This is a genomic window from Rhizobium etli CFN 42, assembly GCF_000092045.1.
Taxonomy (GTDB): domain Bacteria; phylum Pseudomonadota; class Alphaproteobacteria; order Rhizobiales; family Rhizobiaceae; genus Rhizobium; species Rhizobium etli.
The window spans coordinates 3709300-3731719 of record NC_007761.1 but is presented as its reverse complement, the minus strand read 5'-3'; the positions used below and the strand labels follow the sequence as shown (position 1 = coordinate 3731719).

Sequence of the window (22420 nt, the reverse complement as noted above, 5' to 3'; positions counted from 1 at the left end):
AGGCACGGATATGAATAACCGTGGAGCTATTTGGGAGCCGTGTTGATTCAAGCCGCGCCAAGTTTCCTCACGCGGTCCGGACCGCTGGTCCGACTCGCCCTGTTTGCTCTTGCAGCCGCCATGCCGTTCTTCATCGCAGATGCCGCACGCGCCGATTTTCGCGTCTGCAACGGAACGCAAAATCTGGTTGGGGTAGCGATCGGATACAGGGCCAAGGACGGCTGGATCACGGAGGGCTGGTGGCAGGTGCCGGCAACGACCTGCGCCACGCTGATCGAGGGAGAATTGCAGTCGCGCTATTATTACCTCTACGCAGAGGACGCCGCCAGGGGAGGACGGTGGACGGGGGACGTGCAGATGTGCGTGGCGGAAAACGAATTCAAGATCTCGGGCGTGCAGGATTGTTATGCGCGGGGTTACCAGAAGATGGGATTCAAGGAATATGACACGGGCCGCCAGGGCAGCTGGATGGTTCAACTCTCCGACACCCCAGGGACGCAAGAAAGTCAGAATTGATGAAGCGCAATCGCAAAATTAAAATCCTCGCCACCCTCGGGCCCGCCTCCGCCGAGGAATCGATGATCGAGAAGCTGCACCAGGCTGGTGCCGATGTCTTCCGCATCAATATGAGCCATGCGAGCCACGACCTGATGCGAACGCTCATCCAGCGCATCCGCTCGGTCGAGGCGCGCTCAGGCCGGCCGATCGGCATCCTCGCCGACCTGCAGGGACCGAAACTGCGCGTCGGCAAGTTCGTCGACAGCAAGGTTGACCTGAAACCGGGCCAGACCTTCACGCTCGACAACAATGAAGCGCTCGGCGACCAGAACCGCGTCTATCTGCCGCATCCGGAGATCCTGGAGTCGGTGCAGCCCGGCCACCGCCTGTTGATCGACGACGGCAAGCTCGCCCTTCGCGCAGAAAAATGCGACGGCAAGAGCATCGTCACGACAGTTATTTCCGGCACGCGCATCTCCGACCGCAAGGGGGTGAGCCTTCCCGACACGCTGCTTGGCGTCGGTGCGCTGACCGACAAGGACCGGTCCGATCTCGACGCCGTGCTCGCCACCGACGATGTCGACTGGGTGGCGCTTTCCTTCGTCCAGCGTCCAGACGACCTTGCCGAAGTGCGCAAGATCGCCCGCGGCCGCGTGGGCCTGATGTCCAAGATCGAGAAACCGCAGGCTCTCGAGCGTATCGAGGAGATCATCGAGCTTTCCGACGCCTTGATGGTCGCCCGCGGCGATCTCGGCGTCGAAATGCCGCTCGAATCGGTTCCCGGTATCCAGAAGCAGCTGATCCGCGCCTGCCGCCGTTCGGGCAAGCCGGTTGTCGTCGCCACACAGATGCTGGAATCGATGATCTCCGCGCCGGTTCCGACACGCGCCGAAGTTTCCGACGTCGCGACCGCAGTCTTCGAAGGGGCCGATGCCGTCATGCTCTCGGCCGAATCGGCCTCGGGCGACTATCCCGTCGAGGCCGTCTCGACCATGGCGTCGATTGCCGGCGCCATCGAGCGCGAGCCGCATTATCCAGGCATCATCTATGCCCAGCGCGCCCAGCCGGAAGCGACCGGCGCCGATGCGATCTCGCTTGCCGCCCGTCAGATTGCCGAGACGCTGAAGCTGTCGGCGATCGTCTGCTACACCTCTTCCGGCACGACGGGTCTTCGCGCCTCGCGCGAGCGCCCGCAGGTGCCGATCCTGGCATTGTCGCCGATCATCAAGACGGCACGCCGGCTTGCCGTCGTCTGGGGGCTGCATTGCGTCGTCACCCATGATGCGACCGATCTCGACGACATGGTCAACCGCGCTTGCCGCATCGTCGCCGACGAAGGGTTCGGCAAGCCGGGCGATCGCATCATCATCTCGGCCGGCGTGCCGCTCGGCACGCCCGGCGCCACCAACATGCTTCGCATCGCCTATATCGGTTCGGACGGCCAGAGCGGCATCTGATCCGATCGCATCCGTGATGAAGCCCGCTGCCTGAGAAAGGCGGCGGGCTTTTTTCGTTCATGTGACGAGGCATTGCCAAGGGTTGCGGCGCATGCAAGTCTCGATCCCCGGATTTGGAGGGATCACCATGGATGTCGTCACACTTTTGGCCTTTGCGGCCGTTTCCTTCGTCGGTATCGCGACGCCGGGGCCGACGGTGCTGCTGGCGTTGACAAATGGTTCTCGGCATGGGCTGCGCCGCGCGACCGCCGGCATGGTCGGCGCGGTTCTTTCGGATTTTCTCCTGATCGGCGCTGTGGCTGTCGGGTTGGGCGCGCTGCTTGCGGCATCGGAATTCTGGTTCTCGATGCTGAAATGGGCAGGTGCTGCCTATCTCACCTTTCTCGGCATCATGCTCTTGCGCTCGAAGGGCACGATCGATGCGGCACTGAAATCCGATGAGGCGGCCATGAGATCGTCCTTTTCGATCGGGCTGAAGAGTTTCATGGTCGCGGCAACGAACCCGAAGGGCTACCTCTTCTTCTCCGCCTTTCTGCCGCAGTTCATTGATCCCGCCCAGCCGCAGACGGCGCAGTATATGCTGCTCGCGCTTGTCTTCGCTGTGATCGATTTAATCATCATGTTCAGTTATGCTTTCTTCGGCTCGCAGGCGGTCCGTTTCCTGAAAACGTCAGGCGCCTTGTGGCTGGAACGGGCCTGCGGCGGTGCGCTGCTCGCCCTTGCCGGGTCGCTTGCCTTCTACCGCCGGGCAACGGCCTGATTTCAGGGCCGAGGCAGGGATAGGTGGCCGACTCGATAGGCCTGCGTGTGTGTGCCGATCTCAGGCAGATCTTTCCATAGCCTGAAGCGGACGCGCGTCCATGTCGTCGGTTCGAAACCGGAGACGGAGGCGAGCGCACCTCTTGCCAGATCGGCTTCGGTTTCAGCGCTTTCGGCCCGGCGAAGGTCGGCAAGCGACGCATAGGCTTGCGTCTGAAGGATGTCGCGCGTGGCAAACCGGGACGCCGCAATGTCGGGCGAGACTTCCGCCTGCCACACAATCCAGGTGCTCACCTCAGGCCAGCCGAAGGCGCCGGCGAGCGCCTCGAAGCCTGGGCCGCAGAGGAAGTCGCTCGCGCCTTCCGGTTTCTGCCAGAGATAGAAGGGCGCATAAAGATTGTCGCGGCTGCCAAACTCGTTCTTGCGGGCGCTGAGATAGGCCTTGAAGTCGAGGTTGGGAAAGCCGTCGAGCAGTGACCCTTTTTCGCAGATGCGGCGCTCGATGATCGACATGTCGTAATCGGCGGGTAGGGTGAAGCCGTATTGCATAGCGATCATGGCCGTTTCTCCACTGCACGCAGTCGCCAGTCGGGATCGGTCATCTGGGCGATGCCGGCGCCGAAGGACCAGTCCTCAGGCGCGCTGGTGCTGACGACGATCATCACGTCTTCTGGCCGCAGGCCCGGCGATTGGGCCAGCAGTTCGGCAAGCCGCCAATACAGCGCTGCCTTCATCTCCGCAGTTCGCGGCCGGCCTATCGTGACCGAAATATAGACGAAATCGTCCGAGCGCGGACCGCCGAGATAGCTGCGGTCGAAGATCAGCTCATTCTCATCATGCTGATGGATGGCCTGGAAGCGGTCGTTCTCCGGCACGTCGAAGGTCTCGACCAGTGCGCGCTGAACGTTGTCGGCAAGCGCTGCGAGATATTCCTGTGACTTGCCTTTGCGAAGAGAGATGCGAACGAAGGGCATTGGGATCTCCATGGTTCGGACCGTCCGGCGGCCTTGACAACGGCATCATCGCAGCACACGATGATGCTGAAAAGCGGAATTTTATGGATCAACTGTCCCAAAAATTGGAACTATACGATGCGGCGGACGATCTTCGATCTCGATGTGCTTCGGACCTTTTCGACCGGCATGGAGCTTGGCAATTTCGCCAAGGCGGCAGAAAAGCTCGGGCGCTCGACGTCCGCGGTCAGCGCGCAGCTGAAGAAGCTGGAGGAACAGGCGGGCACGCCAATCTTCCGCAAGGCGGGCCGCGGGCTGGCGCTGACCGATGCCGGCGAAACGATGCTCGGTTATGCCAGACGGTTGCTGGAGCTCAATGATGAGGCGGCTGCGGCCGTGCACAGCGTTGAGCTGGAAGGCTGGGTGCGGCTCGGTCTGCAGGAGGATTTCGGTGAGACCCTGTTGCCCGAGGTGCTCGGCCGTTTCGCGCGCGCTCACCCGAAAGTCCGCATCGAGGCACGGGTGGTGCGCAATGCCGAACTGCTCGAGCGAGTCATTTCAGCCAAGCTCGATCTGGCGCTCGCTTGGAGCGACGGGACGCTGTCGGCACATTGTGAGCGCATCGGTGAAGTGCCGATGTGCTGGATCGGGCCTGCCGAGGGACGGCCCGGCTGGCATGTGGCAAGCGGCGAACCGATGCCGCTTGCGTCCCTGGAGGCGCCATGCCTCTTGCGCAGTGCGGCGACCAAGGCGCTCGACGCGGCGGGAATCTCCTGGCGGCTGGCCTTCGTTAGCCCCAGTCTCGGCGGCCTCTGGGCAGCGACGGCGGCCGGCCTGGGCTTGACTATCCGCACACCGATCGGCCTGCCAACGAACGTCCGGGCGCTCACGCCAGAGGCAATCGGCCTGCCTGAGCTGCCGAAGCTCGGTCTGGTGCTGCACAGAGCCGAAGCCGAGCTGCAACCGGCTGCGGCGCGGCTTGGCGAGCTGGTTCTACAGTCCGTGCATGGCGTGCTGCACGGGACGGCAGGCTGATATCTCGATTATCCCGCGAGCGCAGAGCCCGATCACCATGAAGCCGCTCTAATACTCAGCCGAAGCGTTCCAACGCCATGGCGAAGATGTCGGTATCGACATTGCCGCCGGAGGTGACGGTGACGACGGTATCGCTTTCCAGCGCCTCGCCATGGAAAAGAGCGGCGGCCAGCGCCACGGCGCCGCCCGGCTCGACGACGATCTTCAGCCTGACGAAGGCGAGCGCCATGGCGCGTAGCGCCTCGTCGTCGGTGACGACGATGCCGGCGCCGGCGAGGCGCTTCAAGATCGGAAAGGTGATCTTGCCGGGCTGCGGCGTGATGATCGCATCGCAGATCGAACCCGACATCGAGGCGTTGCGCTCGATCCTGCCGGAGGCGAGCGAGCGGGTGGTATCGTCGAAGTCCCTGGGCTCGCACGGACGGACGCGAAAGCCGGGGGCGCTGGCTTCGAGCGCGAGCGCGATGCCGGACGTCAGTCCGCCGCCGCCGCAGGGAACGAGCACCTCGGCTTCCGTTAGGCCTTCTTCTTCCGCCTGTTCGGAGATTTCGAGGCCAGTCGTGCCTTGGCCGGCAATGACAAGCGGTTCGTCGAAAGGCTTGATCAGCGTCAGGCCGCGCTCGGCGGAGAGCCGGGCGCCGATTTCGTCGCGATCCTCATTGGCGCGGTCGTAGAGCACGACTTCGGCGCCGAAGGCGCGGGTGTTGGCGATCTTCAGCTTCGGCGCATCGCTCGGCATGATGATGACGGCGGGCACGCCGTGCAGCTTGGCGGCAAGGGCGACGCCCTGCGCATGATTGCCCGAGGAGAACGCGATGACGCCGCGCGTGCGTACGGCCGGGTCGAGGCCGGAGACGGCAGACCAGCCGCCGCGAAACTTGAAGGAACCCGAATGCTGCAGGCATTCCGCCTTCACGAACAGGCGCCGGCCGGCGATCTCGTTCAGGAATGGGGAGGAGAGAAGCGGCGTTCGGCGCGCGCGACCGCGCAGTCGAGCGCGGGCGGCAACAATCATTTCAATGCTGACCATTCGGGAATCGTCCTGCTTGCTGGGGTCGTTCATGCATAGGACGCGGCAAATGGTTTGTGAACGGTGACTTTGTCACCGTGACATGAATGACTATTGCGCCTATGCCAGCGGCTCGCCGTCCGTCAATAGCCGGCCGCCGAGCCTTCTGTCGCGCGGGCGTCCATGGCGCCGTTGTAGCGAGCGCCGCCGCCCTTTTCGATGGTGGCAAGGCTTTTGCCGCCGACGAGGATGCCGGCGGCCTGACCCCAGAGCGGCGCATCGTTGCCGCCGTCGAAGCTATAGCCCATCGCCGCAAGCGTCTTTTCCGTATCTGGCGAAAGCGCATAAGGTTCGAGATAGACCTTGTCGGGCTGCCATTGGTGATGGAAACGCGGGGCGTTGACCGCCTGGCTGATATCCATTCCGAAATCGACGACATTCAAAATCGCCTCCAGCGTGATGGTGATGATGCGCGAGCCGCCGGGGCTGCCGATCACCATGAAGGGCTTGCCGTCGCGGGTGATGATCGTCGGGCTCATCGAGGAGAGCGGCGTCTTCTTCGGGGCGATGGCGTTCGCCTCGCCCTGAACGAGACCATAAAGGTTCGGCACACCCGGCTTGGAGGTGAAATCGTCCATCTCGTTGTTGAGCAGAACGCCGGTGCCGGGCGCCACGACCGCCGCGCCGAAGGAGCCGTTCAGCGTATAGGTGACTGCAACCGCATTGCCCTCGTCGTCAATGATCGAATAATGGGTCGTCTCGTTGCTTTCCTTGCCACCGAGGGGTTTCAAGTTGGCCGAAGTCCCGGCCTTGTAGGGATCAATCTTTGCTGCGATCTCCTTGGCGTAGCTCTTATCGAGCATTTTTTCGACCGGGTTCTCGACGAAATCGGGATCGCCGAGCGCCGCGTTGCGGTCGACATAGGCGTAGCGCATCGCCTCGACCATCACATGCACGGTTTCAGCCGAGGCGTAGCCGAGATAGGCGAGCGGATAACCTTCGAGGACGTTGAGGATCTCGCAGATGATGACGCCGCCGGAGGAGGGGGGCGGCGACGAGATGATATCGTAGCCGCGGTAATTGCACTCGATCGGCTTCAGCTCGCGCACAGTGTATTGCTCGAAATCCTCCTTGGCAAGGATACCGCCCTTGGCCTGGCTCGCTTTGACGATCGCCTCGGCGGGGGCGGCCTTGTAGAAGGCGTCGGGTCCTTTTTCCGAGATGACTGCCAGGACCGTGGCGAGATCCGGCTGCGCAAGCTTTTCGCCTGACGCATAGGGGTTGCCGTCCGGTTTCAGGAAAATCTTCGCCGCTGTCTCGTCCTTGGCAAGGCGCTTGGCGCTGCCGGCGAAAATCGCGGCATCGCCCTGTTCCAGCGTGTAGCCCTCCTTGGCGAAGCGGAGCGCCGGTGCGATCAAATCCTGGCGTGAGCGGGTGCCGTATTTCTCGCGCGCCGTCTCGAAGCCCATGACGGAACCGGGAACGCCGACGGCGAGATAACCGTCAAGGCTGGCGCGCGGCACGATATCGCCTTTGCTATCGAGATACATGGTCTTCGTCGCGGCCATCGGCGCGCGCTCGCGGAAATCGAGGAAGGTCTTGGTGCCGTCTTTCAGGCGGATGGTCATGAAGCCGCCGCCGCCGAGATTGCCGGCCGAGGGATAGACGACCGCCAGCGCGTAACCGACGGCGACGGCCGCATCGACGGCGTTGCCGCCGCTCTTCAGCACCTCGACGCCGACTTCGGTCGCCAGATGCTGGGCGGTGACGACCATGCCGTGTTCGGCTTCGACCGGTGCGGGCGAGGCCGCGAAGGCCGTCGTCAGAGTTAGCGACAATGCCGATATGACGGAGATCGTCCCGATATGCAGGCGGCCCATGATTTCCCCTCCGATGGACAACAACGGAAAGACATATGGGGCTGCTGCAGCCTGCGGCAATGCGAAGAGCAGGCTTTGTTCGAGGAGGCCGGCCGAATGTCCCACAGGGACGCCGCCGGAGAGATCAAACGCGGTGGAGAGCCCCTGGCATGAGCGACGGCTGGATTTGGACCGCGGGATCGCGGAGAGGGGCGACGAGCCTCTCTTCGGCTCGGCGGGCGGCCGCTTGGAGGTCGTGCGGCTTGCCTGCGATCTTTTCCATGGCAGCGATGGCGACGTCGGTGGCGAGATAATCCGGCTTGTGGCCGACGCCGCGGATGGTGATGAGTTCGGAGCCCGCTATGTCGCGGGCGAGACCGCGTGAATGCAGGTGTTCCCAGACGATCTCGTCGCGGTCACCTGTTATGATTACGGTCGGCGCGGTGATCTGCGAATAGAGCCGCGACTGCTCCTTCACATAGGCGAGCAGTCTTTTAAAATCGGCGGCATTGTTGTGGAAGGTGCGCGGCCGCAGCACCAGCGACGGGCCGGTTTTTTCGATGTAGTCGGCAGGGCGTGGATTGGGACGGAAGACATTTAGCGTGCCCCGCTCCAGCCGCCTCAGTCCGAGCGGAACCACAATGGCGTGGTTAAAGAGCCAACCAATGACCGGCACGGTCGCCACGTGGTAATACCAGTCGATTCCGCCGGGCCACGGATGGGTGGCGGGCGCGAGGAAGAGCAGGCCTTCGGTCTTGTCCGGATGGCGCAGACCGAAGGCGGCGGTGATCGCGCCGCCGAAGGAATGGCCGACGATGATCGCCTTCTTGATGCCGCGCTTTTCCATCAGTCGGGCGATTGCATCGGCCTGACCCGAGGGTACGGTGTTCTGGGGGCCGCCGCGTTCGGAATAACCGTGCCCGGGACGATCGACGAACAGCATTTCCGCCCGGCCTTCGAGCCGGGCGCGAAAGGCGACGAGCTGATCGAGCAGATTGCCACTGGCGCCGTGAATGAAGACGAGCGCCGGCAGATCCGCATTTTTGGGACGCTCGACATGGACGGCGTTCATGCGGTAGCCGCCGACATCCGTCAATTCGCCGATATTCGGATAGGTCTGTTCGAATTGCCGCGCCTTGTAAGAGGAGTAGCCAATGGCGGCGGCGAGCGGGGCGAGAAGAGCGGAAACTTCGGCAAGCATGATCTTAACGGCGACAATCGACGGATTTTGTGAGGCCCGACGGGCATGCTCTGGCCGCAGGTCAAGTTCGGTGAGCCGGCTTCAGGTTCGATTGCCGGCCAGTTTTTCCGCAAGCATGTTGACCTGCTCCTGTGCAGTGCGATCGGCGGGATAGATGTCGAGAAACCGTTCCCAGGCCTTCAGCGTCAATTGGTCGTTGCCGGAATTGCTGAGGATCGCGGCCATGCCGGAGAGCGCGCCGAAATGGCGCGGCTCGATATTCAGCACATGTTCGATGTCGGACATCGACTTGCGGTAATTGCCCATGACGAAATTCAGCGTGGCACGGCGATTCCAGCTCTCGGCATAATCGGGCTTGAGGGCAATCGCCTCGTCGAGGAAATCGAGAGCGGCGGGATTGCGCTTTTCCTCGATCGCCTTGTCGGCCCATTGCATCAGCAGATTGATCGTCGCGCTGCCGGAATCATTCCATTCCAGACGAATTTCGTTGGCAATGCTGCTGGCCTTATCAGGATCACGCTCGCGCTTCAGCTGGCTGAAGAGCTGGTCGAGACGCTGCTTCGGCGAACTACTGGCATTCCTCTGCTCGACAATGACGTTCTTTTCCGCCGCGGTGGCCGGAAACGGGGAGGTGGAGAGGATGAAGGCGAGCGGCAGCATGGCTGACGTCAAAGCAAAAAGGCGCATGGCGGACATATTAGTCCGCCAGCGCCGAAGATCAAACAAATTAGACGTGATCACCGCAGCGACCCACCGGATGTCCGTCGACGCAATCTGCGCGGCGCACAAATCCGAATTGGCGCAATCAGCCCTGACGAGCCTTGTAGCGCGGGTTCAGCTTGTTGATGATGTAGATGCGGCCCTTGCGGCGAACGAGACGGTTGTCACGGTGGCGAGCCTTGAGCGACTTGAGCGAATTCTTGATCTTCATTTTTCTGATCCGCGATCTCTATAGGGGGAATTCACATTCGCCCGTAACTTTAACAATCAAAAGCGCGCCGTCGGGGCGCGCTCTTTAGGTGGGGGTGCAGATACCCCGTCACCTTTTCCGTGTCAACCACGTGGCGGTGTTTTTCCCAAGCTGCCAGGCCGTTTTCTCACCGCTAAAGCGGGGATTTCGGCGCCAGTGTGGTGACATGGCCCATCTTGCGGCCGGGGCGCCACTCTGTCTTGCCGTAGAGATGGACCAGCGTATCGGGGCGTCGCAGCCACTCGGGAACGGCAAGGATATCGTCGCCGATCAGGTTTTGCATGACGCAGTCGGAATGGCGGGCGCCATCGCCGAGCGGCAGGCCGGCGACGGCACGGATATGCTGCTCGAACTGGCTGACGGCGCAGGCCGCCTCGGTCCAGTGTCCCGAATTGTGGACGCGCGGAGCCATCTCGTTGGCGATCAGGCCGCCGTTCGCAAGCACGAAGAATTCGATGCCGATGACGCCGACATAGTTCAATGCCGCGAGGATTTTTTCGGCCGAACGGCGTGCGGCTTCGCCCGTCGTTGCGGAGATCGCGGCGGGAACCGTCGAGGTATGGAGGATGCCGTTGCGGTGTACGTTTTCGGCAGGATCGAAGCAAACGACCGTCCCGTCCGCGGTGCGCGCGGCGATGATCGAGACCTCGCGTTCGAAGGCGACGAAGCTTTCGAGGATCAGCGGTACGGCGCCGAGCGCGGCATAGGCGCCCTCCGGGCTGTCGGCCACCGAACGGAAAACCTTCTGTCCCTTGCCGTCATAACCGAGCCGGCGGGTCTTCAATACGCCCTGACCGCCGAAGTCCTTAAGTGCCGCCTCGAGATCGGCCTGGCTGTCGATCGCGTGAAAGCGGGCGGTGGTGATGCCGCAATCGTTGAGGAAGCGCTTTTCGATCAGGCGGTCCTGGGCGGCTTCCAGCGCCTTCGGCGGCGGATAGACCGGAATGCTGGCCGAAAGCGTTTCTGCGGCCGCGACGGGCACGTTCTCGAATTCGTAGGTGACGACATCGCAGGCGTCTGCCAGTTCGGCCAGTGCCGCCGGATCGTCATAGGCGGCGACGATCTGCCGGTTCGCCAGTTGGGCGGCGGGGCAGTCGAGTTGCGGCTCGAGGATGACAGTACGGAAATTCAATCTGGCGGCGGCGATGGCCAGCATGCGGCCCAGTTGGCCGCCGCCGACAATGCCGATCGTTCCTATGGTCATTGGTCGTCCATTGGATATTCGGCGACGGCAGCACTCTGGCGCTCGCGCCATTCATCGAGCCTGTCGGCAATCTCTTCGTCGGAAAGGGCCAGCACGGCGGCGGCGAGAAGAGCGGCGTTGACCGCACCCGCCTTGCCTATGGCGAGGGTCCCAACCGGAATGCCGGCCGGCATCTGCACGATGGAAAGAAGGCTGTCCTGGCCGGACATCGTCTTCGACTGGACCGGCACGCCGAAGACCGGCAGCGTCGTCATCGACGCGGTCATCCCTGGCAGATGCGCGGCGCCGCCAGCACCGGCGATGATGACCTTGAAGCCTTCCGCACGCGCGCCCTTGGCGAAATTCATCATGCGCTCGGGCGTACGGTGCGCTGAGATGATGCGCGCATCATAAGCGATTTCCAGCGCTTCCAGCGTGTCGGCCGCGTTTTTCATGGTCTCCCAATCGGATTGGCTGCCCATGATGATGGCGACGAGTGGTCTATCTGTCATCCTGCGGCCGTTCCTTTCAGGCAATGATGTCGGGAACGATCTGGTCTTCCAGCTTGGAGAGCTTGTCCTTGATGACGAGCTTCTTCTTCTTCATGCGCTGGATTCGCAAAGCGTCGCATCCGGTCTCGATCATGGCGTTGATCGCAGCGTCGAAATCCTCGTGCTCCTGGCGCAGACGCGCCACCATGAGCCTGATTTCCGCCTGTTCCTGATCGGCCATATGCATTCCCCGTTATCGTCCTCGGACCTTGTCCGATCTGCCGATGATTTCCGCAAGCTCCTATCACCAAATACGGGTAACGGCTAGTTAGTCTTGATCATGAATTTGCCATCTCATCTTCATCTTTTCGCCTTCGACAAGCCGTCAAAAATATGTCACAGTCCGGCGCGTTGACACCTTGATCCCCGACGATGATGGCCGGGGAGGGTAAGAGGAAGGAAGGGTCAAATGACAGTTGAAGCTCATCTTGAATCACTCCAGAAAAAGCATGTCGCTCTCGAGGAGGAGCTGCATGCACTCAGAACAGCTCCTTCGATCTCCGATACGGAAATTGCTGAATGCAAGCGCCGCAAGCTGCGCATCAAGGACGAGATTCAGCGTCTCAAGTCATCCGTCCATTAAATCTTCCCAAGGGTCGCCGGACGATCTTCTTGCGTAAGAGGTAAACCATCCATTCCGCCAAAAATTTGCAAGACCCGGTGATTTGACACCAGAATTGCGCCAGCCCGATGCTCGCGGCATCGCGGCTGGCGCGTTTGCGTCTGCTTGTCAGCAATGGCGTGATAATGAGTGCGTCAGGGCGTCATGGGCGTCAGGCCCAGAACTGATCCAGCCACAGATTGAGCTTGTCAAAGCCACGGTTGTTGACCGCATAGATGCGTTTCGTACCTTCCGAGGTCACGGAGACAAGATTGCTTTCGAGCAGTGCCTTCAGGTGCTGCGAGACAGCGGGACGACTGATCGGCAGGCCCTCGGCAAGCTCGTTGACCGTTCGCGGCGCGCGCCGCAATTCCTCCAGCAGAAAGCGCCGGTTCGGGTCGGCAATCGCAGAGAAAGGGTCCGTGTTCGACATAGCAGAAACGCTACGTCAAACCGGCCGTTGCAGCAAGGAAATTGTGCATTGCAGCGTGCTGCCGCGCTTACCAGCCGAGGCCCTCGCGCATGATCAGAAGGGCCGCGATGAGCGCCATCGTATACATGAAGGGATAAAAGATCTGCGGTTTCATGCGGCGCACGCACCAGGCGCCGGCAAGGGTGGCGAGCGGCGCGAAAGGCAGGAGCGTGGCGGAGGTCGCCAGGTTCTGCGTGTCGAGCTGGCCGAGGGCAAAGTAGGGAATGAGCTTGATGGCGTTGAGGATTGCGAAGAAGCGCACGCTGGTGCCGGTATATTCGCGCGGCTCCAGTTTGAGCGGTAGGGCATAGATCTGAAACGGCGCGCCCCCGGCATGGGCGACAAAGCTGCCATATCCGGAAAACGTGCCCCAGAGGCGGGCGGCGACCGGTCGTTGACCCCGCGGCGGGATCGACTTGCCGGCGCCGGGGCCGAAATTGTTCCAGAAATAGCGCAAGCAAAAGAGGATTGTCACCGCGCCGATGACGACGCGAAGGACATTACCGGGAACGAGCGCCGAGGTCGCCCAGCCGAGGGCAATGCCGAAAATGGCGCCCGGCAGCATGATCTTCAGTGTCGCCCAGTCGCCATGCCTGCGCCAGATGACGAGCGAGATCATGTCCATGAAGACCAGGATCGGCAGCAGGATCGCCGCCGCCTCGAGCGGCGAGACGACCAAGGCGAGAAAGGGCAGGCCGATCAGCGACAAAGCGTCGCCCATGCCGCCTTTTGCGAGGCCGACAAGCAGAACCGCGGGCACAGCGGCGTAGTAGAATGACAAGTCCTGCGGCATGCTTTCGACGTCCTCCTCTTGCAAGCCTCCTCTAACGGAACTACTCACACAAAACGAGTGCGGATCCGTCCTTTCCAGAAGGGAATTCGCAGGAAACGGAAAGACCTCATGACCGAAGCCGAAAACCGCTGCCGCCTGGTGCTCATCGTCCCTGATATCGCCGACGCCGATGAACAGGCAAGGATCGTCGCCGATGCGCTGAAGGGCGGCGATGTCGCCTCCGTCATCGTGCCGCAATATGGGCTCGACGACGGCGCCTTCCAGAAACATGCCGAAAAGCTGGTGCCGGTGATCCAGGATGCGGGGGCAGCCGCGCTGATTGCGGGCGACAGCCGTGTGGCGGGACGGGCGAAGGCCGATGGCCTGCACATTACCGGCAATGCGCAGGCACTGTCAGAGGCGATCGACAAACACGCTCCGAAGCTGATCGTCGGCGGCGGCAATGCGAGCGACCGGCACAATGCGCTGGAGATCGGCGAAGTCAGGCCGGATTATATCTTCTTCGGCAAGCTCGATGGGGATATCAAGCCGGAGGCGCATCCCAAGAACCTCGCGCTCGGCGAGTGGTGGGCCTCAATGATTGAAATCCCCTGCATCGTCATGGCCGGCACCGATCCGGCGTCGGCTCTTGCCGTCGCCGAGACCAGAGCAGAGTTCGTGGCGCTGCGGCTGGCGGTGTTCGGCGAGCCCGGTCGAGCGCCGTCCATCGTTGCCGAGATCAATGCTCTGCTTGACGAAAAAGCGCCACGGTTTGAGGATTGAAATCCCGCCCATGCCGATCCTGCCCGCCCGCCCTTTGAAATATCTGCTTGCCAGCATAATCGCCCTCACTGCGGGCGGGCCTGATATCGCTGTGGCGCAGGCACCGGACAGCGTTATCAGCCAGCCGGGCACTGCGCCGGCGTCAAGCTTTCGCACCGACCGTCTCCCCGGCGGGGATGTGAAGCCCTCGGATGGTGTCGGCGTTTTCGACCGCATGGGCGCGAAGCTGCCCGACCTCCCGCCCGAGAAAGATTACAAAGGGCCGATCGACGAGGCGTATGGCGCCTACCAGCGCGGTTATTATCTGACGGCGATGGACAAGGCGCTGCCGCGCGCCCAGCTCGGCGATCCGGCGGCGCAGACGCTGATCGGCGAAATCCTCTCGCAAGGCCTCGGCGTCAAGAAGGACGTGAAAGGCGCTGCCTTCTGGTACGGCAAGGCGGCCGAAGGCGGCGATCCTGCGGCGATGTTCAAATATGCGCTGATGCTGATGGAAGGCCAGGGTGTGCCGCGCGACAAGGTCAAAGCCGACGATTATATGCGCAAGGCGGCCGAGGCCGGCAACCCTTCGGCCGAATTCAACTGGGCGCAGATTGTTGTCGCCGACAATCCCGGCGAAAAGGGGCTGAAGCTCGCGCTGCCGTTCTACGAGAAATCGGCCGAGCAGGGCATTGCCGATTCGCAATACGCTGTCGCGCAGATCTATGCGACGCTGAAGGACCTGCCTGAGGAAAAGAAGCGGCTCGCCCGCGAGTGGATGGCGCGCGCCGCGCGCGCCGGCTTCGACACGGCCGAGCTCGATCTCGGCATCTGGCTCGTCAACGGCGTCGGTGGCCCCAAGGATTACGTCAAGGGTTTCGAATGGCTGAAACTTGCTGCCAACGGCGGCAATGTCGTTGCGCAGAACAAGCTCGCCCATCTCTACATCAACGCCATCGGCACGCCGCCGAATCCCGTCGAGGCGGCGAAGTGGTATGTGCTATCGCGCCGTGCTGGGCTTGCCGATCCCTCGCTCGAGGATTTTTATCTCGGGATCGAGGACGATCAGCAGAAGGCGGCAATCGATGCCGCCAATAAATTCCGCCGGCGATAGCCGCCGCGCGTTTCATTCTCTAAAGCATGTCGCGATCTTTCAGATTCGCTTATCATGCTTTCGGTCCTTGTTTTTCCGCACGTCTTTATCGCAAACCGCCGCCCAGTTTTGCGAGACATGCTCTAGAAAAGCGCGTCGGCGAAAAGATCGTCGTCGTTTTCGGCTTTGGCGGTCTCGGTGGGCGCTGGAATGCTCTCCTCTCTTGCCGGGATGATATCGCGATGAATGTTGCGCTCCTGGACCATCGTGTAGAGCTTGAAGATCTTGCGGTCGAGTGGTGCGATGGCCTCCGCGAGATCCGAGATATCGGCGACATCTGTGCCGGCGACGCCTTCGAGCACATCGGCGCAGCGGGCAAGGACATCGCCGAGTTCATGCTGGAAGTCGAGCTTGCCGATCAGCAGGCCGATCTTGGCGGCGACCTCGCGGCCGTTCTCGGCGAGCACCTTCAGCTCGTTTTCCATGACATTGGCCGCGGAGCGGATGTTGCCGACGGCCGAGGTCAGGCTCTCGCCCAGTCCGCCGGCCGCGGCGTCCGTGGCGGGAGCCACGCGTCCGGCGGCGGCTTCGAGCGCCGGCAGGCCGTTGACGATGGCGTCGGCGGATTCATCGAGCTTGCCGGCGAAGATGCGCAGCTCGGCGGTGACGACGTTGATCGACTTGCCTGCCTCGCCAAGCCGGCTGCAGCGCAGGTTGGTATTCAAAGCCATGTAATGAATGTCGGTCTTGACCGCTCGGATGTTGGCGATGGCTTCGGAAAGCTTGGCGGCCGTGCGGGTCGTCGAATGGCTCACCTTATCGGCCTGCCGACTTGCTGCGTCGACCTGTTTGACGATCTCGTCAGCGGCGGAAACGCTGGATTCCAGCGCGCGCATGAAATTGCCGCCGGCTTCGCCGCTTTCCATACCCATTTGATCGCGCAGCTTGAGGATTTCCTGCATGTCGTAGTCGAAACTCGCGATCGTCTTGACGACGTTCTCAGACTCCCGCTGGAAATTGACGCACATGTCGCTCATCTGCGCTGCGGTCAGATGGTGAACGACATTCTGAAGACGCTGGCGCGCACCGGCGTCGAGCCTGGCGCCATCTTCGCCAGCGAGGAAGTCTTCAAGCAGCGAAAAGGTTGCTTGTACATGTTCGATGCGCTGACGGGTGATATCGCCGATCTGCAGGGCCGATAGAGTCGAGCTGACCTTGCTCTGGACGCCGCGTGCGATCGCGCCGACCTCACGGGCGATGACCCCGAGGTTCTTGCGATGTTCGGCGATTTTGGCAGCATCGTCTTGCAGGGCTCGGGCGACGGCGGGAACGGTATCGGCGTAGCCTTTGGAAACGCTGACCCCGAAGGATGCGGCGAGTTTGACCTCTTTCTCGAGGCTGTCGAGATGGGCGGCGAAGCGATTGACCTCGTCAGTGCCCGAATAGATTCGTTCCAAAATCTCCTGCGCAAAGCCCGCGAATTCGGCAAGGCCGGCGCCGGTGATCTTTACGGTCACGGCAAAGGTTCTGAGATAACGCATGGTCTCCTGCATGTCGGCGACGTGCTTGCGCAGTTCCCTGCCGGTTTGCGCCAGCAAGATGAGCGCCTGCTGGCGGTTTTCTTCGCTGACCGGCAATGCAGTCAGGCTTTCCACCGTGGCACGGAGATCGGCGCTGGTGTCGCTCGCCTCCTTGTCGTCGAGTGCCTTGGCGACACTTTCGAGCGAATTCAGCAGGCGGTTCAGGACATCCATTACCGACAGCAGCACCGAGCCGCCCTCGAGGAAGCGCTCCTCGACTTGGCTGCGGGCAGATTCCAGGGTCTGGGTGATCCCCCGCCCCGATCTGTCGGCTGCTGCGTCGGATGATACCAGAGCGTGTGCCACATCTATACCTTTTCTTAAAACGCAGGCCATTTGACTCTATTTTTACGGGCAGAATGGAAATGTCAGGTAAACGCGCGAGACTCGCCTGCGTTGTGATTAATGAAAGGTGTGAAGGAGCGGCTCCATAAAGTTCCCAGCCAAAAGAGATTATTTAAGGCCATGTTTTCACTTTGTTATTTTTCTAAATTTCTAAACAAATACAACTTATCCTGGATGAGAATTAGGAGTCGCGGTCCGCGTTATACGACAGTTTTCTACAACCTCTGTTTACGCTGCATTAACGCTGTCGTGAGAGTCCTCTTAGGGTAGCAAGTATTTCTCGGGCCAGGAGGCTGCATTGGATACTCAGAAACAATATTGTGAATCTATAAGTTTGCCGGACGCGCTAAGCATTCGCAGTATGGCTGAAATACGTTCCAAGCTTAGTGAAGCATTTTCTAGTAAGTATGAAATTTTTCTCAGCATCCCCTCCGGTGCTGAAGCTGACCTGAGTTTCATTCAACTTATTGAGGCAGCGCGTCGCCAAGCATCAATTGATGGAAAGAGGTTCAATCTTTCTTCTCCCGTGACCGGCAATGTTCTGAAGGTACTTGAGCGCGCCGGTTTCATCGAATCCTTCGATCAAGAAGACTTAAAGTTCTGGTTGCATAAAGAGGTGACGTTATGAGTGCCAACATCCTGACGGTAGACGATTCCGCCAGCATCCGCCTGACCACAAAGGTTACGCTGACCAATGCCGGCTACAGCGTCACCGAAGCAGTCAACGGAGCGGAAGGCCTCGCGGCGGCAAAGAGCAACAGTTTCGATCTGATCGTGACCGATCTCAACATGCCTGTCATGGACGGGCTGACGATGATCGAGGAACTGCGCAAGCTGCCGGCGCAGGCAGGCGTCCCCATTATCTTTCTGACGACGGAATCGGACGCCGATCTCAAGGCCCGCGCCAAGGCCGCCGGTGCCACCGGCTGGCTGACAAAGCCATTCGACCCGGAAAATCTCGTAAAGATCGTCAAGAAGGTCTTAGGAAGATGAGCACGCTCGATCCCGTTGCCGTATTCCGCATGGAGGCTGCCGAATGCCTCGAAGCAATCGAGGCCGGTCTTCTCGACCTCACTCACCAACTCGACGATAAGGATCTCGTCGACGCGGTATTCCGCGGGCTTCACACGCTCAAGGGATCGGGCGCGATGTTCGGTTTCGAGGCGCTTGCGGCCTTTACTCATCATTGCGAAACCGCCTTCGACCGCGTCCGAAAGGGCGAGGTCGGGGCGACCAGCGAACTCGTCGCCGCCGTTCTCGCCGCCCAGGACCATATGCGTGCCCTCGTCGACCAGCCCGACGCCGATCACGGCGACACCGGGCATAAGCTTCTGGCACAGCTGCAGGCTGCGGTCGGCGCCAAGGCTGCGGCGCCCGCCACAGCGACAGCCGCCGTCGCAGCGCCCGTGCAAGAGGCGTCGGCGAAGAAGGCGAAGAACGGTTGGCGCATCCGCTTCCGTCTGCCGGCCAATTCAATGGCCAATGGCACTAATCCGCTCGGTCTGCTGGACGAACTGCGCGATCTCGGAGAATGCACCGTGCGCGCTGACACTTCGGCCATTCCGCCCCTCGACGAGCTTACTCCGACGGAACTCTACATTTCCTGGGATGTGACGCTAATGAGCGAGCAGGACCGTTCGGCGATCGACGACGTCTTCATCTTCGTGCTCGACGACATGGAACTCAGCGTCGAGGAGATCGACGGCGCGGCAGCGGCAATGGCTGCTCTGGTCGAGGCAAAGCCGGCGCCTGCCGCTGCCGCCTCAGTATCGTCACCGCCTGTCCCGGTGGTCCCCGTGCAGGAATTTCGTCCCGTCGAAGCGGTCCCCGTCAAGCGTGAGGCACCCGCCGCCATCCAGGCGAAGGCTGCCGAAAACGTGCGCGTCCCGGCAGAGCGCTTGGACGAACTGATGGACCGCGTCGGTGAACTCGTCATCGCGCAATCGCGCCTCAGCCAGCTCGCCAGCGCCAGCACCGATATTGCATTACGATCCGTCTCGGAAGAAATCGAACGTCTGTCCGGCGAATTGCGCGATACGATGATGGTGCTGCGCATGGTGCCCGTTGCGACCCTCTTTTCCCGCTTCCGCCGTCTCGTCCACGATCTTGCCCGCGAGACCGGCAAGGCGATCGAGCTGGTGATGGAGGGCGAGAGCACGGAGGTCGACAAAACGGTGATAGAGCGGCTGGCCGATCCGCTGGTGCACCTGGTGCGCAACTCGATCGATCACGGCCTCGAAGTGCCGGCCGACCGCCTTGCCGCCGGCAAGGCCAAAGCCGGCACGATAACACTTTCGGCCCGTCAGGCCGGTGGCGAGGTTATTATCTCGATTAAGGACGACGGCCGCGGCATCAACCGCGAACGGGTTCGTGCCAAGGCGGAATCCTCCGGCCTCATCCATCCGGGTCAACCGCTTTCGGACCCCGAGCTCTTGCAACTGATCTTTGCTCCCGGCTTTTCGACGGCCGCCGCGATCACCAATCTGTCCGGCCGCGGTGTCGGCATGGATGTGGTCAAGAAGACGGTTGAAGAACTTCGCGGAGCAATCGATATCGTCAGCATGCCCGGACAGGGTTCGGAGGTGTCGCTGCGCATTCCGCTGACGCTTGCCATTATCGACGGACTGCTGGTGCGTGTCGGCTCGGGCCGTTACGTCATCCCGCTTGCGGCCGTTGAGGAATGCCTCGAACTCTCGCTCGAGGAGGATCTGCGCTCGCGCGGCCGCAGCTTCATCTCGCTGCGCGACAGCCTGGTGCCGTTCCTGCGCCTGCGCGACCTTTTCCGCACCGGCACGAAACCCGACGTGCACCAGAAGGTTGTCGTCATTTCAACCGGCACGGAGCGCGTCGGCCTCGTCGTCGATCAGATCATCGGAGACCATCAGACGGTCATCAAGTCGATGTCGAAATTGCACAACGACGTGGCAACCTTTTCGGGCGCCACCATTCTCGGCGACGGCAGCGTCGCTCTCATTCTCGACATCGGGCACCTGGTTGCCGCGGGTCAGCAACAGGAGGCGCAATTGCGGGCAGCAGGATGAATGCAACAGCAGCACTCGAACGCTTCGACAATCATTGGAGCTATGCCGAGGAAGTCGAGGTCCTGACTTTCGATCTCAACGGCGAGACCTTTGCGCTGGAGGCGGCCATCGTCCAGGAAATCCTGGACCTGCTTCCGGAGACGGCGGTGCCCGGAAGCCAACCCTTCGTCGCCAGCGTCATCAATTTTCGCGGCAAGGTCATTCCGCTCGCCGACCTGCGTCTCGCCTTCGGGATGGAGGCGGCTGAAGCGACGATCGACAGCCGCTTCATCGTCATCGAGATCGATCTGCAGGGCGAGCCGACGCTCGTCGGCCTCAGAACCGACAAGGTGAACGAGGTGACGACGCTCGCAAAAACCTCGAGCGAGGCACCACCGAGCGTCGGCATGCGCTGGCGCGCCGACTACATCAACTGCCTGGTGAAGAGGGGTGGCGAATTCATCATTCTCCCGAATCTGCAGGCGATTTTTTCATCCAGGCATGATGCGGCGGGAGCCGTCACCTGACGCAGATGGATTCAACTTGGGGTTAAAGCCGATGCGACTGACAATCAAGACGAAGCTGGTGACCGCGTTCACCTTCATCATTCTTATGCTCCTGGGCACCGCCGCTTACGGTATCTTCAGCCTCGGATCGCTGAACGATACGATTGGCAATCTCCTTGCCGGCCCGGCAGCCCGCCTCGACCTTGCGCAGCAGATCAACATCGCGCAGCTCGAAGCGATCCGCCAGCAGAAGAACCTGCTCAACGCCCGTAGCGCCGACGAAGCGGCCGCGGCGATCGACAAGGGCAATCAGGCCCGCAAGGACTTCAGTGATGCCTTCAATCAAGTGTTGGCGCTTGCCACGGAAGAAGGCAAGGCGCGTTGGGCTCGTATTGCCGAATTTTCGAAGTCCTTCAACGCAGCTGACGATCAGATCCGTGACTACGTGAAGACCGGCAACGCGGAAGGCGCGAACACCATCTCCATCACGACGGCGCGCGCTGCCGCCAACGGGATCGACTCGGCACTCGCCGAAATTCTGGCGCTTGAGAAGCAGCGCATGAAGGCCGCCGACGCCGGTGCCGACGCACAGTATGAGACGACACGCACGACGATGATCGCCGTCGCTGCCGTAGCACTCCTGATTGCCGCGATGACCGCCTTCTGGATCGCCAGTACGATCAGCAAAGGCCTCAGCCGCGCCAACACCGTGGTTCGCGAAGTGTCTGAAGGCGACCTGACAAAAATGGCCGATATTACGAGCCATGACGAAATCGGCGAGCTTCTCGGCAATGTCAACATCATGATCGAACGCCTGCGGGGCGTTGTCGCCGACGCGATCTCGGCTGCCGAGAACGTCTCGTCCGGTAGCCAGGAGCTTTCTGCAAGTTCCGAACAGGTGTCGCAGGGCGCCACGGAGCAGGCCGCTTCAGCCGAAGAGGCCTCCGCCTCGATGGAGCAGATGGCCGCCAACATCAAGCAGAATGCCGACAATGCCGCCCAGACCGAAAAGATCGCCCGCCAGTCGGCTAGGGATGCCGAAGCCAGCGGCGAAGCGGTAACGCGTGCTGTCGACGCCATGCGCACGATCGCACTGAAGATCAGCATCGTGCAGGAAATCGCCCGTCAGACCGATCTGCTTGCCCTTAACGCGGCTGTGGAAGCGGCACGCGCCGGCGAGCATGGCAAGGGTTTTGCCGTCGTTGCCTCGGAGGTGCGCAAGCTTGCCGAACGCAGCCAGTCGGCCGCAGCCGAAATCAGCTCAATGTCGAGCGACACCGTCAAGGCCGCCGCCGATGCCGGTGAGATGCTGGGCCGGCTGGTGCCCGACATTCGCAAGACGGCGGAGCTGGTTTCCGAGATCAGCGCCGCCTGCCGCGAACAGGATATCGGTGCGGCTCAGATCAACGAAGCGATCCAGCAGCTCGACAAGGTGACGCAGCAGAACGCCGGCGCCTCGGAGCAGATGTCGGCAACGTCCGAGGAGCTCGCCTCCCAAGCGGAAGAACTGCAGACGTCGATCGCCTTCTTCAAGGTCGATACGACGAGCAGCGCACGGTCCGGCGCCCAGAAGATGCCGGCGAACGGCTCAGCCAAGGTGGTCAAGGCCGCCGCCCGCAAGCCTGCGCTGCAGGTCCAAAGCCAAGGCCGTGGCCAGACGGTTTCGGCTCAGCAGCAACGTCTCAAGGGCTTTGCTCTCGATATGTCGATGGGCGGTCCCGACGCCAGCGACGGCGATTTTCGGGAAAGCGCGTAGGCGCTTCCCTTGGGAGAGCGCTTATGCACCCCTCTGGG

General features: G+C 61.7%; 25 protein-coding genes. 12 read left to right on the top strand and 13 right to left on the bottom strand.

Annotated features, from left to right (window positions below; genetic code table 11):
- The first annotated feature begins 30 nt into the window (after positions 1-30).
- The 3 genes from RHE_RS18110 (at position 31) to RHE_RS18100 (ending at position 2715) form a co-directional block, all read left to right on the top strand.
- On the top strand, positions 31-516 hold the full coding sequence (locus RHE_RS18110) for a DUF1036 domain-containing protein (RefSeq protein ID WP_011426762.1): 486 nt from the start codon (positions 31-33) through the stop codon (positions 514-516).
- Positions 516-1955: a pyruvate kinase gene (gene pyk, locus RHE_RS18105; RefSeq protein WP_020922241.1), complete on the top strand. Its 1440-nt coding sequence runs from the start codon at positions 516-518 to the stop codon at positions 1953-1955. Before RHE_RS18110 ends, pyk begins: the two co-directional genes overlap by 1 nt.
- 127 nt (positions 1956-2082) lie before the next feature.
- Positions 2083-2715: a LysE family translocator gene (locus tag RHE_RS18100; protein ID WP_011426760.1), complete on the top strand. Its 633-nt coding sequence runs from the start codon at positions 2083-2085 to the stop codon at positions 2713-2715.
- A 2-nt stretch (positions 2716-2717) separates the two neighbouring features.
- On the opposite strand, the gene RHE_RS18095 is transcribed toward RHE_RS18100, so the two are convergent.
- Together RHE_RS18095 and RHE_RS18090 are read right to left on the bottom strand one after the other, a co-directional pair.
- A complete protein-coding gene (locus RHE_RS18095) occupies positions 2718-3272 on the bottom strand; it encodes a DUF4865 family protein (RefSeq protein ID WP_011426759.1) in 555 nt (184 codons plus the stop codon).
- The gene (locus tag RHE_RS18090) at positions 3269-3688 is read right to left on the bottom strand and encodes a tautomerase family protein (protein WP_011426758.1); all 420 of its coding nucleotides are present in this window, start codon (positions 3686-3688) and stop codon (positions 3269-3271) included. Before RHE_RS18090 ends, RHE_RS18095 begins: the two co-directional genes overlap by 4 nt.
- Before the next feature lie 117 nt (positions 3689-3805).
- Here RHE_RS18090 and RHE_RS18085 point away from each other — a divergent pair, with 117 nt between their 5' ends.
- Positions 3806-4702 (top strand): LysR substrate-binding domain-containing protein, encoded by an 897-nt coding sequence (locus RHE_RS18085; RefSeq protein WP_042119332.1) that lies wholly within the window; start codon positions 3806-3808, stop codon positions 4700-4702.
- Positions 4703-4757: 55 nt separating this feature from the next.
- Here RHE_RS18085 and RHE_RS18080 read toward each other — a convergent pair whose 3' ends face one another.
- From RHE_RS18080 to RHE_RS18045, 8 genes are all read right to left on the bottom strand, one after another.
- Positions 4758-5732, bottom strand: coding sequence for a threonine ammonia-lyase (locus RHE_RS18080; protein ID WP_011426756.1), 975 nt, complete (start codon positions 5730-5732; stop codon positions 4758-4760).
- Positions 5733-5854: 122 nt separating this feature from the next.
- Positions 5855-7591: a gamma-glutamyltransferase gene (ggt, locus tag RHE_RS18075; RefSeq protein ID WP_011426755.1), complete on the bottom strand. Its 1737-nt coding sequence runs from the start codon at positions 7589-7591 to the stop codon at positions 5855-5857.
- Between the two features lie 124 nt (positions 7592-7715).
- Positions 7716-8771, bottom strand: coding sequence for an alpha/beta fold hydrolase (locus RHE_RS18070; protein ID WP_042119004.1), 1056 nt, complete (start codon positions 8769-8771; stop codon positions 7716-7718).
- Between the two features lie 81 nt (positions 8772-8852).
- Positions 8853-9467, bottom strand: a complete 615-nt coding sequence (locus RHE_RS18065) for a tetratricopeptide repeat protein (RefSeq protein ID WP_011426753.1) — start codon at positions 9465-9467, stop codon at positions 8853-8855.
- A gap of 109 nt (positions 9468-9576) precedes the next feature.
- Complete coding sequence (ykgO, locus tag RHE_RS18060) at positions 9577-9702, bottom strand: type B 50S ribosomal protein L36 (protein WP_003582204.1); 126 nt, start codon at positions 9700-9702, stop codon at positions 9577-9579.
- Positions 9703-9874: 172 nt separating this feature from the next.
- Positions 9875-10945 (bottom strand): 5-(carboxyamino)imidazole ribonucleotide synthase, encoded by a 1071-nt coding sequence (locus RHE_RS18055; protein WP_042119002.1) that lies wholly within the window; start codon positions 10943-10945, stop codon positions 9875-9877.
- Positions 10942-11436, bottom strand: a complete 495-nt coding sequence (purE, locus tag RHE_RS18050) for a 5-(carboxyamino)imidazole ribonucleotide mutase (RefSeq protein ID WP_020922233.1) — start codon at positions 11434-11436, stop codon at positions 10942-10944. The genes RHE_RS18055 and purE overlap by 4 nt, the downstream gene beginning before the upstream one ends.
- 16 nt (positions 11437-11452) lie before the next feature.
- Positions 11453-11656 carry a YdcH family protein gene (locus tag RHE_RS18045; RefSeq protein WP_010028538.1) on the bottom strand — a complete coding sequence of 68 codons (204 nt, stop codon included), beginning with the start codon at positions 11654-11656 and terminating at the stop codon, positions 11453-11455.
- A 228-nt stretch (positions 11657-11884) separates the two neighbouring features.
- Here RHE_RS18045 and RHE_RS31860 point away from each other — a divergent pair, with 228 nt between their 5' ends.
- Complete coding sequence (locus tag RHE_RS31860) at positions 11885-12058, top strand: YdcH family protein (RefSeq protein ID WP_008533139.1); 174 nt, start codon at positions 11885-11887, stop codon at positions 12056-12058.
- A gap of 190 nt (positions 12059-12248) precedes the next feature.
- Here the strand turns inward: RHE_RS31860 and RHE_RS18035 are convergent, their stop codons facing one another.
- Both RHE_RS18035 and RHE_RS18030 read right to left on the bottom strand, forming a co-directional pair.
- Positions 12249-12509 (bottom strand): ArsR/SmtB family transcription factor, encoded by a 261-nt coding sequence (locus RHE_RS18035; RefSeq protein WP_011426750.1) that lies wholly within the window; start codon positions 12507-12509, stop codon positions 12249-12251.
- Positions 12510-12576: 67 nt separating this feature from the next.
- On the bottom strand, positions 12577-13341 hold the full coding sequence (locus RHE_RS18030) for a sulfite exporter TauE/SafE family protein (RefSeq protein ID WP_011426749.1): 765 nt from the start codon (positions 13339-13341) through the stop codon (positions 12577-12579).
- 108 nt (positions 13342-13449) lie between these two features.
- On the opposite strand from RHE_RS18030, the gene RHE_RS18025 reads away from it, so the two are divergent.
- Complete coding sequence (locus RHE_RS18025; protein WP_020922232.1) at positions 13450-14103, top strand: thiamine phosphate synthase; 654 nt, start codon at positions 13450-13452, stop codon at positions 14101-14103.
- Between the two features lie 10 nt (positions 14104-14113).
- Complete coding sequence (locus tag RHE_RS18020) at positions 14114-15196, top strand: tetratricopeptide repeat protein (RefSeq protein ID WP_020922231.1); 1083 nt, start codon at positions 14114-14116, stop codon at positions 15194-15196.
- 122 nt (positions 15197-15318) lie between these two features.
- Here the strand turns inward: RHE_RS18020 and RHE_RS18015 are convergent, their stop codons facing one another.
- A complete protein-coding gene (locus RHE_RS18015) occupies positions 15319-17061 on the bottom strand; it encodes a chemotaxis protein (protein ID WP_082239842.1) in 1743 nt (580 codons plus the stop codon).
- Between the two features lie 337 nt (positions 17062-17398).
- Here RHE_RS18015 and RHE_RS18010 point away from each other — a divergent pair, with 337 nt between their 5' ends.
- From RHE_RS18010 to RHE_RS17990, 5 genes are read left to right on the top strand one after another with little or no spacing between them, the layout of a single operon-like run.
- Complete coding sequence (locus RHE_RS18010) at positions 17399-17728, top strand: STAS domain-containing protein (protein WP_011426745.1); 330 nt, start codon at positions 17399-17401, stop codon at positions 17726-17728.
- Positions 17725-18093 carry a response regulator gene (locus RHE_RS18005; RefSeq protein WP_011426744.1) on the top strand — a complete coding sequence of 123 codons (369 nt, stop codon included), beginning with the start codon at positions 17725-17727 and terminating at the stop codon, positions 18091-18093. The genes RHE_RS18010 and RHE_RS18005 overlap by 4 nt, the downstream gene beginning before the upstream one ends.
- Positions 18090-20141: a chemotaxis protein CheA gene (locus tag RHE_RS18000; protein WP_011426743.1), complete on the top strand. Its 2052-nt coding sequence runs from the start codon at positions 18090-18092 to the stop codon at positions 20139-20141. The genes RHE_RS18005 and RHE_RS18000 overlap by 4 nt, the downstream gene beginning before the upstream one ends.
- Positions 20138-20647 carry a chemotaxis protein CheW gene (locus tag RHE_RS17995; protein WP_011426742.1) on the top strand — a complete coding sequence of 170 codons (510 nt, stop codon included), beginning with the start codon at positions 20138-20140 and terminating at the stop codon, positions 20645-20647. Before RHE_RS18000 ends, RHE_RS17995 begins: the two co-directional genes overlap by 4 nt.
- Positions 20648-20678: 31 nt before the next feature.
- Entirely contained in the window at positions 20679-22382 is a 1704-nt protein-coding gene (locus RHE_RS17990; RefSeq protein ID WP_011426741.1) for a methyl-accepting chemotaxis protein, read from the top strand.
- Positions 22383-22420: the final 38 nt, after the last annotated feature.

Excerpts from the sequence above, each read along its gene's own strand:
- RHE_RS18005 (WP_011426744.1), top strand. The coding sequence starts at position 17,725 with ATGAGTGCCAACATCCTGACGGTAGACGATTCCGCCAGCATCCGCCTG.
- ykgO (WP_003582204.1), bottom strand. The coding sequence starts at position 9,702 with ATGAAGATCAAGAATTCGCTCAAGTCGCTCAAGGCTCGCCACCGTGAC.
- RHE_RS18020 (WP_020922231.1), top strand. The coding sequence starts at position 14,114 with ATGCCGATCCTGCCCGCCCGCCCTTTGAAATATCTGCTTGCCAGCATA.
- RHE_RS18055 (WP_042119002.1), bottom strand. The coding sequence starts at position 10,945 with ATGACCATAGGAACGATCGGCATTGTCGGCGGCGGCCAACTGGGCCGC.
- pyk (WP_020922241.1), top strand. The coding sequence starts at position 516 with ATGAAGCGCAATCGCAAAATTAAAATCCTCGCCACCCTCGGGCCCGCC.
- RHE_RS18070 (WP_042119004.1), bottom strand. The coding sequence starts at position 8,771 with ATGCTTGCCGAAGTTTCCGCTCTTCTCGCCCCGCTCGCCGCCGCCATT.
- purE (WP_020922233.1), bottom strand. The coding sequence starts at position 11,436 with ATGACAGATAGACCACTCGTCGCCATCATCATGGGCAGCCAATCCGAT.
- RHE_RS18100 (WP_011426760.1), top strand. The coding sequence starts at position 2,083 with ATGGATGTCGTCACACTTTTGGCCTTTGCGGCCGTTTCCTTCGTCGGT.
- RHE_RS18080 (WP_011426756.1), bottom strand. The coding sequence starts at position 5,732 with ATGGTCAGCATTGAAATGATTGTTGCCGCCCGCGCTCGACTGCGCGGT.
- RHE_RS18035 (WP_011426750.1), bottom strand. The coding sequence starts at position 12,509 with ATGTCGAACACGGACCCTTTCTCTGCGATTGCCGACCCGAACCGGCGC.
- RHE_RS18065 (WP_011426753.1), bottom strand. The coding sequence starts at position 9,467 with ATGTCCGCCATGCGCCTTTTTGCTTTGACGTCAGCCATGCTGCCGCTC.
- RHE_RS18085 (WP_042119332.1), top strand. The coding sequence starts at position 3,806 with ATGCGGCGGACGATCTTCGATCTCGATGTGCTTCGGACCTTTTCGACC.
- RHE_RS18030 (WP_011426749.1), bottom strand. The coding sequence starts at position 13,341 with ATGCCGCAGGACTTGTCATTCTACTACGCCGCTGTGCCCGCGGTTCTG.
- RHE_RS18045 (WP_010028538.1), bottom strand. The coding sequence starts at position 11,656 with ATGGCCGATCAGGAACAGGCGGAAATCAGGCTCATGGTGGCGCGTCTG.
- ggt (WP_011426755.1), bottom strand. The coding sequence starts at position 7,591 with ATGGGCCGCCTGCATATCGGGACGATCTCCGTCATATCGGCATTGTCG.
- RHE_RS18090 (WP_011426758.1), bottom strand. The coding sequence starts at position 3,688 with ATGCCCTTCGTTCGCATCTCTCTTCGCAAAGGCAAGTCACAGGAATAT.
- RHE_RS18025 (WP_020922232.1), top strand. The coding sequence starts at position 13,450 with ATGACCGAAGCCGAAAACCGCTGCCGCCTGGTGCTCATCGTCCCTGAT.
- RHE_RS17990 (WP_011426741.1), top strand. The coding sequence starts at position 20,679 with ATGCGACTGACAATCAAGACGAAGCTGGTGACCGCGTTCACCTTCATC.
- RHE_RS18095 (WP_011426759.1), bottom strand. The coding sequence starts at position 3,272 with ATGATCGCTATGCAATACGGCTTCACCCTACCCGCCGATTACGACATG.
- RHE_RS31860 (WP_008533139.1), top strand. The coding sequence starts at position 11,885 with ATGACAGTTGAAGCTCATCTTGAATCACTCCAGAAAAAGCATGTCGCT.
- RHE_RS17995 (WP_011426742.1), top strand. The coding sequence starts at position 20,138 with ATGAATGCAACAGCAGCACTCGAACGCTTCGACAATCATTGGAGCTAT.
- RHE_RS18000 (WP_011426743.1), top strand. The coding sequence starts at position 18,090 with ATGAGCACGCTCGATCCCGTTGCCGTATTCCGCATGGAGGCTGCCGAA.